General features: G+C 53.5%; 16 protein-coding genes. 13 read left to right on the top strand and 3 right to left on the bottom strand.

Going from position 1 to position 15,113, the window contains the following annotated elements:
• Window positions 1-23: 23 nt before the first annotated feature.
• The 9 genes from ACSHSR_RS12210 to ACSHSR_RS12170 all read left to right on the top strand — a co-directional run bounded on the left by ACSHSR_RS12210 (window position 24) and on the right by ACSHSR_RS12170 (window position 9,561).
• Window positions 24-845, top strand: coding sequence for an SDR family oxidoreductase (locus ACSHSR_RS12210; protein WP_479630790.1), 822 nt, complete (start codon window positions 24-26; stop codon window positions 843-845).
• 35 nt (window positions 846-880) lie between these two features.
• Window positions 881-1,501 carry a thiol:disulfide interchange protein DsbA/DsbL gene (locus ACSHSR_RS12205; RefSeq protein ID WP_025009489.1) on the top strand — a complete coding sequence of 207 codons (621 nt, stop codon included), beginning with the start codon at window positions 881-883 and terminating at the stop codon, window positions 1,499-1,501.
• A 433-nt stretch (window positions 1,502-1,934) separates the two neighbouring features.
• On the top strand, window positions 1,935-2,201 hold the full coding sequence (locus ACSHSR_RS12200) for a DUF4212 domain-containing protein (protein ID WP_025009490.1): 267 nt from the start codon (window positions 1,935-1,937) through the stop codon (window positions 2,199-2,201).
• 12 nt (window positions 2,202-2,213) lie between these two features.
• The gene (locus ACSHSR_RS12195; RefSeq protein WP_025009491.1) at window positions 2,214-3,947 is read left to right on the top strand and encodes a sodium:solute symporter family protein; all 1,734 of its coding nucleotides are present in this window, start codon (window positions 2,214-2,216) and stop codon (window positions 3,945-3,947) included.
• Between the two features lie 235 nt (window positions 3,948-4,182).
• On the top strand, window positions 4,183-6,030 hold the full coding sequence (locus tag ACSHSR_RS12190) for a DUF294 nucleotidyltransferase-like domain-containing protein (RefSeq protein WP_208135686.1): 1,848 nt from the start codon (window positions 4,183-4,185) through the stop codon (window positions 6,028-6,030).
• Window position 6,031: 1 nt separating this feature from the next.
• Window positions 6,032-6,703: an exonuclease domain-containing protein gene (locus ACSHSR_RS12185; protein WP_144159556.1), complete on the top strand. Its 672-nt coding sequence runs from the start codon at window positions 6,032-6,034 to the stop codon at window positions 6,701-6,703.
• A gap of 148 nt (window positions 6,704-6,851) precedes the next feature.
• Complete coding sequence (locus tag ACSHSR_RS12180) at window positions 6,852-7,445, top strand: C40 family peptidase (protein ID WP_475625634.1); 594 nt, start codon at window positions 6,852-6,854, stop codon at window positions 7,443-7,445.
• Window positions 7,446-7,509: 64 nt separating this feature from the next.
• Window positions 7,510-8,121, top strand: a complete 612-nt coding sequence (locus tag ACSHSR_RS12175) for a class I SAM-dependent methyltransferase (protein WP_368872940.1) — start codon at window positions 7,510-7,512, stop codon at window positions 8,119-8,121.
• 501 nt (window positions 8,122-8,622) lie between these two features.
• Entirely contained in the window at window positions 8,623-9,561 is a 939-nt protein-coding gene (locus tag ACSHSR_RS12170; protein ID WP_129979022.1) for a chemotaxis protein CheV, read from the top strand.
• Here the strand turns inward: ACSHSR_RS12170 and ACSHSR_RS12165 are convergent, their stop codons facing one another.
• Window positions 9,562-10,200 (bottom strand): hypothetical protein, encoded by a 639-nt coding sequence (locus ACSHSR_RS12165; RefSeq protein ID WP_345877442.1) that lies wholly within the window; start codon window positions 10,198-10,200, stop codon window positions 9,562-9,564.
• Between the two features lie 71 nt (window positions 10,201-10,271).
• A complete protein-coding gene (locus ACSHSR_RS12160) occupies window positions 10,272-10,631 on the bottom strand; it encodes a DUF2750 domain-containing protein (RefSeq protein ID WP_025009498.1) in 360 nt (119 codons plus the stop codon).
• Between the two features lie 209 nt (window positions 10,632-10,840).
• Between ACSHSR_RS12160 and ACSHSR_RS12155 the strand changes: the two genes are divergently transcribed.
• From ACSHSR_RS12155 to ACSHSR_RS12140, 4 genes are all read left to right on the top strand, one after another.
• On the top strand, window positions 10,841-12,052 hold the full coding sequence (locus tag ACSHSR_RS12155; RefSeq protein WP_391564263.1) for a lytic murein transglycosylase: 1,212 nt from the start codon (window positions 10,841-10,843) through the stop codon (window positions 12,050-12,052).
• A 136-nt stretch (window positions 12,053-12,188) separates the two neighbouring features.
• Window positions 12,189-13,073 carry a WYL domain-containing protein gene (locus tag ACSHSR_RS12150; protein WP_234503005.1) on the top strand — a complete coding sequence of 295 codons (885 nt, stop codon included), beginning with the start codon at window positions 12,189-12,191 and terminating at the stop codon, window positions 13,071-13,073.
• Between the two features lie 70 nt (window positions 13,074-13,143).
• Window positions 13,144-13,626: an FKBP-type peptidyl-prolyl cis-trans isomerase gene (locus ACSHSR_RS12145; RefSeq protein ID WP_071239052.1), complete on the top strand. Its 483-nt coding sequence runs from the start codon at window positions 13,144-13,146 to the stop codon at window positions 13,624-13,626.
• Between the two features lie 70 nt (window positions 13,627-13,696).
• Window positions 13,697-13,924, top strand: coding sequence for a DUF3389 family protein (locus tag ACSHSR_RS12140; RefSeq protein ID WP_025009501.1), 228 nt, complete (start codon window positions 13,697-13,699; stop codon window positions 13,922-13,924).
• 4 nt (window positions 13,925-13,928) lie between these two features.
• Here ACSHSR_RS12140 and ACSHSR_RS12135 read toward each other — a convergent pair whose 3' ends face one another.
• Window positions 13,929-14,939, bottom strand: a complete 1,011-nt coding sequence (locus ACSHSR_RS12135; protein ID WP_117200628.1) for a glutathione S-transferase family protein — start codon at window positions 14,937-14,939, stop codon at window positions 13,929-13,931.
• Window positions 14,940-15,113 lie beyond the last annotated feature (174 nt).

Here is a 15,113-nt window from a genome sequence, read left to right as displayed (position 1 = left end):
TCGGTTTACAACGGAGTAGGGCGATGAAACATATTGCGGTTTGGGGCTGCGGCTGGTTTGGTTTGCCACTGGCGAAGGAACTGCAGACCAGAGGCGTTAAGGTTTGCGGCAGTAAGCGTACCGAGGAGGGCGCGGATCTGTTGAGAAAAGAGGGGATGGATGCCGTAACCCTCAATCTTGCTGAGCCTGCACCTTTACCTTCGTTACCGGATGGCTGTGATGCCTTGGTGCTCAATATCCCCCCCGGCCTCAGGCGTGGCGCCAATGATTATCTGTCCTCTCTCGAGCGTTTATTGCCTGTGATTGCAGCAAGTTCCATCAAACGTCTGTTGTTTATAAGCAGTTCAGGGGTTTACCCACAGTCTCAGGGCGTGGTCACAGAGGCGACATCTGTTGATGCTCCGGCGGACAGCTATTCCGGCACCTTGGCGATGGCTGAGCAGAAGATACTGGCGCTTGCCAACGAAGGTCTCAAAGTCACTGTCATCCGATTTGCTGGCTTGGTCGGACCTGGCCGTCACCCCGGGCGCTTCCTGGCCGGCAAGAAAGGGCTGCCCGGAGCAAACGCCGTGGTGAATCTGGTGCATCTCGATGATTGCATAAATGCCTGCCTGCAGTTATTGACCGCCGCTAACCCCAGGGCCATCTATAACCTTTGTGCGCCGTGTCATCCAACCAGGCAAGAATTCTATCCGCTTGCCGCCAAGGCGCTTGGCCTGGCATCGCCTGAGTTTGCAACAGAGAGTGAAACCGGTAAGTGGGTGGATGGCTCTCTCATCTGCCGCGAGCTTGACTTTGAATACAGTTACCCCGAGGCTGATAGCCTTATTGCCGCTTGCCAATAAAAAGCGTGACTAAAAACAGAACAAGAGGAAACCCTATGTCTTTTTTATCCAGAATGGTGAGAGCCTTGCCGCTGATACTCTTGGCCTTCGGCAGTTTCAGTGCCAGTGCGGCCGATTTTCAGGAAGGGCGCGATTATGTCAAGGTGCCAGGGATCCCGGAAGCCAAGAGTGGCATAGTCAGAGAGTTTTTCTCCTATAACTGCCCCCATTGCTATCACAAGGATCCCTTGATGCAGCAAACTGCTGCCCTGCTGAAGGGGAAACTGGATTTTGAACGAACCCCGGTCGGTGCCGGGCGTCCCTCCTGGATCCTCAGTCAGGAAGCCTATTATCTGGCGCAAAAATTCAGGATAACCGATCAGGTGCATGGCAATATTTTCAACAGGATCCATGAGAAACATCAGGCCTTCGATCGGCCGCAGCAGTTGAAGGATTTCTTCTTGGCGCAGGGGGTCAATGAGCGAGAGCTTAACCAAACCTTGGGCTCGGCCGACAGCAAGCTGGCGTTGGCCAATTATGATACCCAGACTCAGCTCTCAGGGATCCGTGGTGTGCCTTCACTCTTGGTCAATGGCAAGTATTTGATCACCTCCCAAAGCTCAGATCCCAAGGAGCTGGCAGCGCTTGTCCTCTATTTGAACCAGGAAGCGCCATAGCGACCACTTTGCAAATGCAGTCAAGAAAATGCAATCAAGAGGCCGAATGGCCTCTTTTTTTTACGCTTTTTGGCATTAATCTGCCGAACAAATTCAGACAAGAGCCTGAATGGTCATAAGAGTTTATTCCTCCTCGGTTCGATAAAAGCGTTTATGGCAGCTTTGGGTTCTTGTTCGACCCTTCCCATGGCGGAGAAGGGCCGCTTCCTGATGCAAACCATCCTGAAAATCACTTCGACATTGGTCTAATAATAAGCGCCAATTAAACGAGCGTTTTATTGGCGTGTTTTGTTTTAACCAGCTGATAAATATTGGATTTTCACAATTGTTATTAATGTGTAAATTTGGGGTTAGACTAAGGTCTTGATTGTGGCACTCCCGGCGGTTGCTAGATTAACTGTGACTTAATAATTATTACCACAGGGGAGTCGCTATGGGTTTTGAAAACAATGACAAGGCAAAGGGGTACTGGCGCGAAAACTTGCGCTTGGTACTGGCACTACTGGCCATCTGGTTCGTGGTTTCCTACGGTTGTGGGATTTTGCTGGTGGATGTTCTCAATGAAATTCATTTTATGGGATTCAAGCTTGGCTTCTGGTTTGCCCAGCAAGGTTCCATGTATGTATTCGTAGTGCTGATTTTCGTATATGCGGCCAAAGCGAATGCCTTAGATAAAAAATATAACGTACACGAAGACTAAGGAGCGGGCCGTATGGATGTTCAAGCATTAACGTTTTTGATTGTGGGGCTCTCGTTTGCCCTTTATATAGGGATTGCCATCTGGTCAAGAGCCGGCTCTACCAAAGATTTCTATGTTGCCGGTGGCGGGGTTCACCCAGTGATGAACGGTATGGCGACGGCCGCAGACTGGATGTCGGCCGCTTCCTTTATCTCGCTGGCGGGGATTGTCTCTTTCGTCGGATACGATGGCAGTGTGTACTTGATGGGCTGGACCGGCGGCTATGTGTTGCTGGCTTTGTGCATGGCGCCTTACCTTCGTAAGTTCGGCAAGTTCACTGTGCCTGACTTTATTGGTGAGCGTTATTACTCCCAGGCGGCCCGAGTGGTGGCTGTGATTTGCGCCATCTTTATCTGCTTTACCTATATTGCCGGGCAGATGCGCGGTGTTGGGGTGGTGTTCTCCCGCTTCCTGGAAGTGGATGTCGATACCGGGGTGTATATAGGTATGGCGGTAGTGTTCTTCTACGCCGTACTCGGTGGCATGAAGGGGATCACTTACACTCAGGTGGCCCAATATTGCGTACTTATTTTCGCCTTTATGGTTCCGGCCATCTTTATCTCTGTGATGATGACAGGCCATATCATTCCACAAATCGGTTTTGGCGCTGAACTGATAGACGCCGCCGGGAATAATACCGGGGTGTATCTGCTGCAAAAACTCGACGGCCTGCAAACCCAGCTGGGTTTCACTGAATACACAGAAGGCGCCAAGAGCACCATAGATGTATTCGCCATCACTGCTGCGCTTATGGTAGGTACTGCCGGTTTGCCACACGTTATTGTGCGTTTCTTTACCGTACCTAAGGTGAAAGATGCCCGTATCAGTGCCGGTTGGGCGCTGGTGTTTATTGCCATTATGTACACCACTGTGCCTGCCTTGGCGGCGTTCTCCCGGGTGAACATGATAGAAACCATCAATGGTCCTGAATCGACAGGTGTTGCCTATGAGTCGGCGCCGCAGTGGATCAAAAACTGGGAAACCACCGGGCTTATCAAGTGGAATGATAAAAATGGCGACGGCAAGATGTACTACGCCAAGGGTAATCTCACCGACGACAGCAGCAATGAGATGAATATCGACCGCGATATCATGGTGCTGGCGACCCCTGAAATCGCCGATCTGCCGGCTTGGGTGATTGCTCTGGTTGCAGCCGGTGGTCTGGCGGCGGCGCTGTCGACTTCTGCGGGCTTGCTGCTGGTTATCTCAACCTCGGTATCCCATGACTTGTTGAAGAAAAACTTTATGCCGGACATCTCAGACAAGAAGGAGTTGTTCTATGCCCGAACCGCGGCGGCTGTTGGTATAGTGATTGCCGGTTACTTCGGGATTAATCCGCCAGGGTTTGTGGCGGCAGTGGTGGCCTTTGCCTTTGGCTTGGCGGCATCGTCACTGTTCCCGGCAATCGTGATGGGTATTTTCTCCAAGTCGATGAACAAGGAAGGAGCCATAGCCGGTATGGTGGTGGGGCTTGGCTTTACCGCGGCTTATATCATCTACTTCAAGTTCATTAATCCTGCCGATAACAGCGCTGAAAACTGGCTGTTTGGTATTTCGCCTGAAGGAATAGGCATGATTGGCATGATACTCAACTTTGTTGTGGCGATTATTGTTGCCAAGATGACAGCCGCTGTTCCGGAGCATGTACAGGAAATGGTTGAATCCATCCGTTTCCCCAAAGGTGCAGGCACGGCGCAGGAACACTGATAGTCTGATGCTGCATAAATGGAAGATCCCCCGCTTGGCCGGGGGATTTTTTTATCAGTGCAGTTTGGGTTGGATACTCAACTTTCTATTTTTCTTTGGTTTGGGCTTTCTGTTTCGGGCTTTCTGTTTCGGGCTTTCTGCCTTGGTTCTGGCTGTATTCGACTAAAGCCAGATAGCCAGCATGATACAGAGTGGGCAATATTGAGATTAGTCAGTCCAACTCTAAAGGCCGCCCATGGATGAGAGTGAACTGCTGCCTATTCGCAGCTTTCTGCAACAGACGGTTCCTTTCGATGAACTGCCGCAACCCTTGCTGGAGCAATGTTGCCGCGCCATCGGCATAGGTTATTACAGCAAGTCGATGAAAGCCGTGCCGCTGGATTCGGCCAACCCCATGCTCTATATCGTTCGCAGCGGTGCCTTTGAAGTGCGCGATGCCGAAGGCGAGTTGCTGGACCGTTTGGGGGAGGGCGATTGCTTTGGCTTTCCCTCTCTGCTGTCGGGCGAGGAGATCAGTAACAAGGTGCTGATCCTCGAAGATGGCTTGGTCTATCATGTGCCACCGGCGCTGTTTGACACTCTGCGCCTGGAGTGTCGCAGCTTCGACCGCTTCTTCAACCGCGCCTATGCCAAACGGTTGCGCCACCAAGGTCGTTTTCGGGCCAGGGATTTGACCACCACCAGCCGTATCAGCACCCTGATGACCCATGAGCCTGTCAGTGTCGATCACCGCCTTTGTATCACGGATGCGGCCAAGCTGATGCGCAAGCACAGGGTGTCGTCTGTCTTGGTTCTGGATAATCACAAACTGGTGGGGATCCTCACCGACAGGGATCTGCGTAATCGGGTGCTGGCCGAGGGGCTTACCGGCAATGAAGCCGTGTTTCAAGCCATGACCCGCCAGCCCGTATACATAGATGCCCAGGCCCTGGTATTTGAAGCCATGCTGCTGATGAGCGAGCACAACATTCACCATCTGCCGGTCATGGAGCGAGAGCAGCCGGTCGGGATGATCACCAGCACAGACATATTGCGAAGTCAGGCATCCCAACCTTTGCTGCTGATAGGCGAGATAGAGCGGCAAAAAGATTTGCAAAGCCTTATCGGGGTCAGTCGCCAAATACCGCTTTTGTTGCAAAACCTTATCAGCGCAGATGCCCGTGCCGAGGAGATTGGCCGAGTACTGACCTCAGTTACCGATGCGCTTACCCGCAGACTTATCCAGCTCCATCAGGCGCTGCTCGGGGAGGCGCCGATGGCGTTTTGCTGGTTGGCATTTGGCTCACAGGGGCGGCAGGATCAGGCCGCCTGCTCGGATCAGGACAATGGTTTATTGCTGGCCGAAGAGCCGGATGAGTATGCCAGAGGTTACTTTCAGGCCTTGGCCAAGGGGGTGTGCGCCGGGCTCAACGAATGCGGTTATGTATACTGCCCCGGGGATATCATGGCGCAAAACCCCAACTGGTGTTTGTCGCTGGCAAGTTGGCAACAGAAGTTTGCCTCTTGGGTCAATATCCCTGAGCCCAAGGCCTTGATGCATGCCAGCATCTTTTTCGATATGCGTTCCGTATATGGGCCGGACAGCCTGTTCGATGCGCTGCAAGACAAAGTGCTGGCGCAGACCAAAGACAAGGATATCTTTCTGGCGGCCCTGACCGGCAATGCCTTAAGTGAGTCGCCGCCATTGGGATTCTTCCGCCAATTCGTGCTCGACAGGGATGGCAGTGAGGTCAAGGGGATGGATCTTAAACACAGGGGCAGCGCCCTTATCAATGACATCGCCCGGGTATATGCCTTGGCCACTGGTATCAAAGAGGTCAATACCGCCAAACGGATCCGCGCCTTGATGGAGAGCAAGCTGTTGAGCCGCAAAGACGCCCTCAACCTTGCCGATGCCCATGAATTTATTGCCCATATGCGGCTGGCCAATCAGGGGCGTCAGTTTGAGCAAGGCCAGAAGATAAGCAATTTTCTGATGCCGCAGGCACTCTCTTCACTGATGCGTCATCAACTCAGGGATGCCTTCAAAGTGGTGCATGATGCCCAGGCGGCGCTGAGACTCAAGTTTACCCGGAGTTTCTAGGATGCCTTTGCTGCACAAAGCCCGCCTGGCCTGGCATTGTTGGCAGGCTAAGGAGCCACTCAAATCTTTTTACCAGGCCTTGAGTCCTGTGTTATCCAAACCTGTGGCAGAGGCGCCTTTGATGGCGCTGGACCTGGAAATGACCGGCCTAGAGCCGGGTTGCGATCAGATACTCTCCATCGGTGTGGTGCCCATCAACAAAGGCAGACTGGAGCTCAGCGGCGCCCGCCACAAATTGGTGAGTATTGCCGGCAGCGTCGGTCAGAGCGCCACCATTCACGGCATTATGGATCGCCATCTTGAACAGGGGGCGCTGGCGCCCGAACAGCTCTTGCCTTGGCTGTTACGGCAAAGTCAGGGGCGCATTTTACTGATGCATCATGCTCCTTTGGACTGCGCTTTTCTCAGCAGGCTTTGTCAGCAGGCATACGGTACTAAGCTGCATCTTCCCGTGATAGATACCCTGCTGCTGGAAAAGACCCGCCTGCAGCGGCAACAGGAGGTGCTGCCAAGCGGTAGTCTGCGCCTCGGCGCTTGCCGCAGCCGCTATCATCTGCCGCCGTATTCGGCCCACAATGCCCTGACTGACGCGCTGGCCTGTGGTGAGCTGTTTCTGGCGCAAAGCTGTGATGCTGCCAAAGAGCCTGTGGCCGATTTCCTCTCCTGGGTATAGCAGTCGGTGAGCACTTCCTGGGTGTATTCCCTTGGTTTGATACTGATCAGAGCGTTGTCAGAACTGAGCTTGGTCGAATTGAACTTTGCCAAGCGGCCCGAATTCGATTAATTTCAAAGTGCCACTCAAGGCGTTAAGGAGCAAAGCTATGGCACTTCCGTTACTCTGGCTCGGCTCTGCCGCACTCGGCGCCGTGTGGCTTGCCGATGAAGGGCAGAAGCGTAAGAAAGTCGCCCGCAATCGAGTACTCAAGGATATGCCGACAAAGGGGGCCAAGGGTCAGGCGCGGCTGACACCCAGTGAATGGTTTCACAGTCAGAGTGTCAAACGAGTGCAGCCCGGGATGCTGGTGTGCTGCCACGTATTCGGAGTCATTGAACACACAGGTATCTGGCTCGGTGACGGTATGTTGGCCGAACTCCACGGCAGCGGCCTGGTGCGGCCAGTATCGGTGAAGCGTTTCCTGGCCGGTCGCAGCGGCAGCAATGTGTTTGTTGCCTGCGATCATCAAAGAATGCCCTTGGTCAGTGAACAGGCGCTGGCCCGCGCCGGCGAGAGCCTGTTTCAGTATCGGGATTACGATCTGTTTGACAATAACTGCCACAGGTACGTGTGGCACTGTATCAGCGGTAAGCCGCAAAGGGTGAGCAGTTTTTCGCGGCTCAATCAACTGTTGGAAGACTTCTTCGGTCAGGGCATCTATTGGGATCAACTGCCGCTGGAACCCTTTTGGTACGAGTGAAGATGATTGTCGTCGCAAGGGCCTTAAATATTAACCATGAATTATCTTGGGTGGTTTGCCATTCATGCAACTCAATCGCTTTGAAAAATCGATAGTCAGGCATCCGCTGCGTTTGTGGCTGCAAAGACAGCTGGAGCGGCGGATGTTGTTGAAGCTGTTTGCCAAGCCTTTACCGGCTTTTAGTCGCGCCTTGGAGATAGGCTGCGGCTTTGGTGAGGGAATAGCGCTTGTGCGTCAGGACCTGGGGGCGGAAGAAGTGTGGGCGCTCGATTTTGATTTCGACATGGTCAGCCACTGCGCCGGGCGGTATTCGGATCAAAACTGGTTGCATCTGTGCCAGGGCGATGGCAGCGCCTTGCCTTTTGCCGATAGCCAGTTTGACCTTGTGGTTGATTTTGCCGCCTTTCATCATATTCCGGATTGGCAACAGGCGGTGGCCGAAGTACACAGAGTATTGCGCCCTGGCGGCTATTTCGTCATGGAAGAGCTTTATCGCGTTGCTATCTGTAATCCCTTGAGTCGGCGTCTGTTTGAACATCCCCAGGAAAACCGTTTCAATCACGCTGAACTCTTGGCTGTTCTTGAAGATACCGGCAATTTTGAGATTATCCGCCAACACCAGTTGCCGGCGCTGGCGGGTATCATCCTGGCCCGTAAAACCGTCGGCAAAACTTGAGCAGGATAATGACGGGTCAAGCCGGGCCTTGTTGTGCTTGGCGGTTTGGTTTTGCCCAGCTCCACTCTATAAGCATTTATGCGTTTAATCCTATGGAAGGTGCGAATCAGTCCTCGCGGCACTCTGGCTTACACAGCAATTGGCGTTCAAGGCATCTGACTGAAGGCATGCCGGGGCCTGTCGAAGTCGGATAACGCAGAGAGCCCGTTGCTGTGAAAGCCCCAAAGGGCGTGGCTTACCTGCCTGCTGTGTTATGCCTCTTGCAAAGGACTAGGGCCATTTGCTGCGAACCACGCCTTGCATCCAGGCCTGTAAGCCGACGCAGAGCACGCATGGGACTTGTTCGCACCTTCCCTATCTTTTGCAACCGATATAACAGCATCCAAGTGCGTATCATTTAAGACAATTTAGCCTAAATTTGCCCTGAAGCATGGTTTGTTGTGCCGCTTTACCACTATAATTTGCTCAATACTCCGAAGTTAAATTGGAAACGCAGTCGTTATGGCAAAAGTATTGGAATCCGTAGATCAACGTACCCAACTCGTGGGTGAGAACCGTCTGGAACTGCTGCTGTTCAGGATCAGTTCGACCCAGCTGTTTGCCATCAATGTATTCAAGGTCAAAGAGGTAGTTAAACTGCCGGAACTGTCTGCCATGCCCGGCAGTCATCCCGCCATCAGTGGCGTCGCCAATATCCGCGGTACGTCCATCCCTGTCATTAACCTGCGCAGTGCCATAGGTTTTTCGCCCATGCCGGTGGGCGAAGACGCTAACCTTATCATCACAGAATACAACCGCAGTGTGCAGGGTTTTCTGGTGGGCAAGGTTGAGCATATCGTCAACATGACCTGGGGCGATATCATGCCACCGCCGAAGACTGCCGGCCGTAATCATTACCTTACCGCCATTACCCGTATTGAGACTCAGGGTAAAACTGAGTTGGTGTCAATTATCGATGTGGAAAAGGTGTTGGCGGAGATCATCCACTATGACGTGCGTCTCTCTGAAGGTGTGCTGGATGAGACCTTGGTGGCCAAGATGCCGGGGCACAAGATTTTAATTGTCGACGATTCGCCCACCGCCAGACGCCAGGTTCGCGATACTTTGGGGCAGTTGGGGCTTGAAGTGATTGAACGCAGCGATGGGCGCGAGGCGCTGACGCTGCTCAAGTCATGGTGCGATCAGGGGCTCAAGGTGACAGATCAGATTTTGATGATGATCACCGACGCTGAGATGCCTGAAATGGACGGTTACCGTTTGACTTATGAGGTGCGCAACGACAAGCGGATGGCCGATCTCTATATCACCCTCAATACCTCACTCAGTGGCAGTTTCAATAAAGCGATGGTGGAAAAGGTGGGGTGCGATCGCTTTATTTCCAAGTTCCAGCCGGATCTGCTGGTGGAAGCCGTGCAGGACAGAATTCGTCAGCTGAGCTGATTAGCGGCTGTTTTCCTGCTCCAGTTCGCGGATAAGTTGCTTCTTGGTGCGTTTGTCCGCGGCTATGTTGAGTCTGGCCAGGCGCACGGCAAAGGCAAATCTGTCGCGGCCGCAGATGGCAGTCAAGGCCTGCAGAAAGTCTTTATCCAGTGCAAAGTTTTTGGCGTAGTGCTCTATGGCGGCAAACACCGAACTGTAGTGCAAACCGTCGAAGTCAAACCCGGTATTTGGCGTCTCGTCGCTCAGCGGAACCCCATCAATACACAGGGGCCAGCCCTTGGCATTGATCCTGTCTCTGGCCACTTCATACATAAACCAGGCGCTGCGTTTAAAGCCGCCAAGAATTTTGCAGGAAAACTCCGATTCTTCCAGCTCTTCACGGGTCCAATTCAGCCCTATGGCCAGATGTTTGGCGTAGCGCTTCATCAACGCATCTTTAACCGCAATACGGCACTCGTATATCGAGGTGAGAGTATGTTGGCGGGCCAGCGTCAGGCACTCCTTACAGGCGGGCACGCTCATTGAGGCATGCTCTGCATGGGGCGAGGCCTTAAAGGCAAAAATGTGCTCGCAGGGCTCGGCACAAAACCAGCAGCTGTGACGGCAATTAAAGGGGATGTCGACCAAGGGACAGGGCATAGGGTTGTGCAGATGCTGCTCTGAGTCTTAAAAGAAGTCGGGAGCCTTGGTGACTCCCGACCGGGTAAAGCTTATTCGGCTTCTACGTCTACCAGGAACTTGGCCAGCTCTACCGGCTCAACTTCGGGACATTCCTGCTCGGCGCGCCAATCGATACCAATCAATACGCCATCTTCGTTGAGATCTTCAATCCAGAACTCCAGTAACTCTTCCAGTGAAATAGCTACCGGTGCGAAGTTGACCCACTCCTCGGTGCAATGGCTCTGGGCCACTGCTTGATCAGACCAAAGAGGCATGACATCTGTGTCTTCATATTCACTGGAGTCACACACCACCCAGCCTTCGCCGGAGTCGTCCTGCAAGCCCCACACCTGCTGGTGCTCTTTGACGTTATCGATAAATTGGCTCAGTGCCGGCGCTAAATCAGTCATGATCTCTCTCTTGAGCAAGGGTTAGTGGCGCCATTATACGGCATAAGCACTGGAGTCCAAGTGAATCTTAACCTCAGATGAACAAACAGGAATAAATGCTTAAAAATCGGCTCAACGACAGGGAATTATGCCTGCGGGGCTTAAAAAACGCTGTGCGACTGGTTAGGATGGAGCTCGATGGGGTGTTTAATCTTTTAAGGAGTCGGAAGGTGTTCAGAGTATTATCCTGGTTTCCCCTGCTGCTGGCCACGCAAACGCTGGCAGCCCCCCAGAATGAGGATCCTGTAGAAGCCCTGATAAAGGCCGGAGAAGCGGCTTTTCCTCAGTGTATTGTGGAGTTGCAGGACAAGGCCCTTAACGAGGGCATCAGTCAACAGACCATCGACTCACATCTTAAGCCACTCAAGTTTGTCCCCAGAGTGATAGAGCTGGATCGCAGTCAGCCCGAGTTTACCCAGACATTTGCCAACTATTTCGATAAACGGGTAACAGATTGGCGGGTTTCCAAGGGCCGGGAGTTGCTGGTTGAGCACAAGGCGCTGCTGGACAAGCTCAAGCGCGAGTATGGCGTGCCGCCGCAATATCTCTTATCTTTCTGGGGCATGGAGACCAATTTCGGAGGCTACAAGGGTAAGATGCCGGTCCTGGACTCGCTGGCGACTCTGGCCTGTGACTCCCGGCGCTCGGGCTTTTTTACCCAGGAGTTGATGACAGCGCTGAAGCTGAGCCAGAAATATGGTTTTGCTGCCGCCGATATGCAAGGCTCCTGGGCCGGTGCCATGGGACACACCCAGTTTATGCCCAGTGCCTACGCCAGTTATGCCGTCGATGGTGACGGTGACGGCAAGGCGGATCTCTGGAACAGCATAGATGATGCCCTGACCTCGGCGGCAAACTTTCTTGCTCACCTGGGGTGGCAGCGCAACGAACGTTGGGGCAGGGAGGTTCGCTTACCTGAGGCGTTTGATTATCAGCACCTGGGGCAGAAAAAGTCTCTCGCCGACTGGCAGGCGCTGGGATTGACCCAGAGCAATGGCGAGGTGCTGCCACAGGCCCAGATGGAAGCCAGACTCTATCTGCCCGCCGGGCACGAGGGACCTGCGTTTCTCGGCTACGATAACTTCCAGGTGATCCAGCGTTGGAACCGTTCTGAGTTTTATGCCATCTCAGTAGGCCATTTGGCCGACAGAATAAGTGGCGCCGGACGGCTGGCCAAAGCACCGCCGCAGCAAACCCGCTTGAGCCGCGCCCAGATAAAGGCGCTGCAGCAAAAGCTCAATGAGCAGGGGTTTGATGCCGGAAAGCCGGACGGTATTCTCGGGCGTAATTCTCGCGCCAGTTTACAGGCGTTTCAGCTCAGCAAAGGCTTGGTGGCCGACGGTTTCCCCTCTGCCGAAACCTTTAAAGCTCTGGGACTCTAGTTCTGCTAATCAAAATGATTGCCAGCAGCCAAGGGATTGGCTAATGTTAGCTCATAAAGGCGCCAAGAAGCTGCCCGGATAATGCCGGCAGCAGAAATTGGCGTTCTCCCTCACCTATTTGAACTCAGGGAATGATATGAGCAGCGAGATGAGCAACATAGATAAGTTGAGTCACGGCCAGCGTCAGCGTCTGGCCTTTATCGATTTCAGTCTGCAGTATTTTGGCCAGGTCAGTCGTCAGGATCTGATTGCCAAGTTTGCCACCGGATTGGCGGCCGCCACCCGCGACTTCAGCCTCTATCGTGAATTGGCGCCGCAGAACCTCAAGCTGATGCACCCCAGCCGTCATTATCAGCGCCAGCATGAATTCAAGCCGCTGTTTCATCACGATCCCGAAGCCATTCTCTCGGGTCTGGCCCGTGGCTTTGGAGATGGTTTGTCACAGCCCCTGGTTCCCAGCCAGGTCTGTTTCGATGCGGTGCGGCTTATTCATCCGGATACCGAGATTATCGCGGCGCTGATGCGTTCAATTCAGCAAGGGCAGGCGCTGGCACTGCAATATGTTTCCACCTCAAGCGGTGAAACCCTCCGTGAAATTGTGCCCCATGCCCTGGTCAACAACGGCCAGCGCTGGCATGTACGGGCATTTGACAGACAGCATGGCAAGTTCAACGACTTTGTGGTGACCCGTATCAAGCAGGCCAGAGAACTTGAGGGCTCTCCCTTGCCCAAGGAGCAACCGGCAGCCGACAACAACTGGTTGACGCCGGTGGAACTGGTGTTGGTACCCCATCCGAGCCTGAAGCATCCGGAGGCGATTATGCTCGACTATCGTATGGAGGATGGTGAACTCAAGGTGGCCAGCAACGCAGCCTTGGCCGGATATCTGCTGCGCAGCTGGAGTGTGGATTGCTCCGCCAAGCATCAAATCGATGGTGGTGTTTGTCAGTTGGCACTTAAAAACCACCAGGTGCTGGAGCGACTCGAGCATCTGGCGATAGTGCCTGGCGCCGGGCGCTAATCCAAAGCAGTGGAGTGCAGGCGACAGTTTTGTTAAGCTGCGCCGGAATCATGAATACTGAGGACTCAGAATGAGCGTTAAAGAAGATATGGTGGTGCAGTTCAATTACACACTGCGCGATGAAAAGGGTGAAGTGCTGGAAACCAACGAGGGGCACGATCCCATCGCCTATCTGCATGGCCATGACAACATGATGCCTGGAGTCGAGAAAGCCATCGAAGGCAAAGAGATAGGTGCCAAGTTCAGTGTGACCTTGCCTGCCTCTGAAACTTACGGTGAGCGGGTTGAAGGCGCCGAGCAGCGTGTATCGGTAAAACACCTGATGGGCGCCAAAGTATGGAAGCCAGGCATGCGCGCGGTCGTCAATACAGATCAAGGCCAGCGTCAGGTGACTGTGGTCAAGGTGGGCAAGTTTATGGCCACAGTGGACATCAATCACCCATTGGCCGGTCGCGAGCTGACCTTTGATATCGAAGTGGTCTCAGCCCGTGAAGCCACCCATGAAGAGATAGCCCATGGTCATGCCCATGGCGTCGGAGGCCATCACCACTGAGTTTGGCTTTAACTGAATACGCCCGCTTTAGCGGGCGTTTTTGATTGAAAAACCATTGAGAGGAGAGGGGATGAAAATTGACTGCGAGCAGGGGCGATTGCTGCTGAGTCCCAATGAGCTGCAGGTACGCTTGCCGGCCATGCAGACAGTGTTGATGGCGCTGAGCGACGATATCCGTTTGCTCAAAGGCCCTTGCATTCTGCTGGCCGATGCCGGCGCCGTGCGTTGGCAGCTGCGGCTCGACTCAGATGAACAGCTCGAGCAACTGGCAGACTTTTACGGCCTGACGCCCGAGTGATTTACTATTCCAGTCTGTGGCGTTGATGGCTGCGCTGATAGTCTAACTCGGGGCCCTTGGGTACGATGCGACTGGGATTTATCTGCCCATGGCTGTAGTAATAGTGCTGTTTGATATGTTCAAAGTTGACCGTGGCGGCAATGCCGGGGTACTGATACAGATCGCGCAGGTATTGGCTCAGCGCCGGGTAATCTTCAATGCGGCGTTTATTGGTCTTGAAGTGGCCCACATAGACGGCATCGAAACGGATTAAGGTGGTAAACAAGCGCCAGTCTGCCTCAGTGACTTGTGAACCGGTGAGAAAGCGGCGTTCACTCAATTGCAACTCCAATCTGTCAAGGGCACTGAACAGCTGCTCAAAGGCCTCTTCATAGGCTTGTTGTGAGGTGGCAAAACCGGCCCGGTAAACCCCGTTATTGATATTGGGATAGATGAACTCGTTGAGCGTATCTATCTCCTCTCTCAGATGGGGCGGGTAAAAGTCCAGGTTATTGCCGGTCAGATGATCGAAGGCGGAGTTGAACATACGGATGATTTCCGACGATTCATTGCTGACTATGGTCTGATGATGTTTGTCCCACAGCACAGGTACTGTCACCCGACCGCTGTAATCGGCCGCGGCGAGCTGGTAAATTTGGTAGAGGAATGCTTTGCCAAACAAAGGGTCTTGCTCGGCGCCCTGGATATGGTGGCCGCCCTTTGGGCCCGCCGCCTCTGTGGCAAATTCCCAGCCGTTTTCCAACATGTGGGGCTCGACCACAGTGACAGGGATCAGCGCTTCCAATCCCTTCAAGGCGCGAAATATCAAGGTTCTGTGGGCCCAGGGGCAAGCGAGTGAAACATAGAGATGATAGCGGCCCGGCTCGGCCTTGAATCCGCCTTGGCCACTGGGGCCCGGACTGCCGTCCGGGGTGATCCAGTTTCGCAGCTTTGCATCTTCACGGACGAACTTGCCGCCGCTTTTGTCTGTCTGATACCACTGATCAACCCATTTGCCCTGCTGCAATAATCCCATCTGTCGCTCCTTTAACGGCTTTGCTTTCATGGCTCGCATCTCAGTCTAGGTGGTGGTTATTTATGGGTAAAGCGCGAAATACATGTGTTTTTATTCGAATTTTTAGAATGGTACTGGCAAGGAATCTTCAGCCTGATATGATGTCGGTCACATTTTTTGCCTATCAAGAAGGAT

The organism is Shewanella sp. VK101 (assembly GCF_056497865.1).
The sequence above is the reverse complement of the archived record's forward strand: the minus strand, read 5'-3'. Positions and strand labels throughout refer to the sequence as shown.

Bases quoted from the DNA above. Each gene is read 5' to 3' on its own strand.
- ACSHSR_RS12210 (WP_479630790.1), top strand. From the start codon at position 24: ATGAAACATATTGCGGTTTGGGGCTGCGGCTGGTTTGGTTTGCCACTG.
- ACSHSR_RS12205 (WP_025009489.1), top strand. From the start codon at position 881: ATGTCTTTTTTATCCAGAATGGTGAGAGCCTTGCCGCTGATACTCTTG.
- ACSHSR_RS12200 (WP_025009490.1), top strand. From the start codon at position 1,935: ATGGGTTTTGAAAACAATGACAAGGCAAAGGGGTACTGGCGCGAAAAC.
- ACSHSR_RS12195 (WP_025009491.1), top strand. From the start codon at position 2,214: ATGGATGTTCAAGCATTAACGTTTTTGATTGTGGGGCTCTCGTTTGCC.
- ACSHSR_RS12190 (WP_208135686.1), top strand. From the start codon at position 4,183: ATGGATGAGAGTGAACTGCTGCCTATTCGCAGCTTTCTGCAACAGACG.
- ACSHSR_RS12185 (WP_144159556.1), top strand. From the start codon at position 6,032: ATGCCTTTGCTGCACAAAGCCCGCCTGGCCTGGCATTGTTGGCAGGCT.
- ACSHSR_RS12180 (WP_475625634.1), top strand. From the start codon at position 6,852: ATGGCACTTCCGTTACTCTGGCTCGGCTCTGCCGCACTCGGCGCCGTG.
- ACSHSR_RS12175 (WP_368872940.1), top strand. From the start codon at position 7,510: ATGCAACTCAATCGCTTTGAAAAATCGATAGTCAGGCATCCGCTGCGT.
- ACSHSR_RS12170 (WP_129979022.1), top strand. From the start codon at position 8,623: ATGGCAAAAGTATTGGAATCCGTAGATCAACGTACCCAACTCGTGGGT.
- ACSHSR_RS12165 (WP_345877442.1), bottom strand. From the start codon at position 10,200: ATGCCCTGTCCCTTGGTCGACATCCCCTTTAATTGCCGTCACAGCTGC.
- ACSHSR_RS12160 (WP_025009498.1), bottom strand. From the start codon at position 10,631: ATGACTGATTTAGCGCCGGCACTGAGCCAATTTATCGATAACGTCAAA.
- ACSHSR_RS12150 (WP_234503005.1), top strand. From the start codon at position 12,189: ATGAGCAGCGAGATGAGCAACATAGATAAGTTGAGTCACGGCCAGCGT.
- ACSHSR_RS12145 (WP_071239052.1), top strand. From the start codon at position 13,144: ATGAGCGTTAAAGAAGATATGGTGGTGCAGTTCAATTACACACTGCGC.
- ACSHSR_RS12140 (WP_025009501.1), top strand. From the start codon at position 13,697: ATGAAAATTGACTGCGAGCAGGGGCGATTGCTGCTGAGTCCCAATGAG.
- ACSHSR_RS12135 (WP_117200628.1), bottom strand. From the start codon at position 14,939: ATGGGATTATTGCAGCAGGGCAAATGGGTTGATCAGTGGTATCAGACA.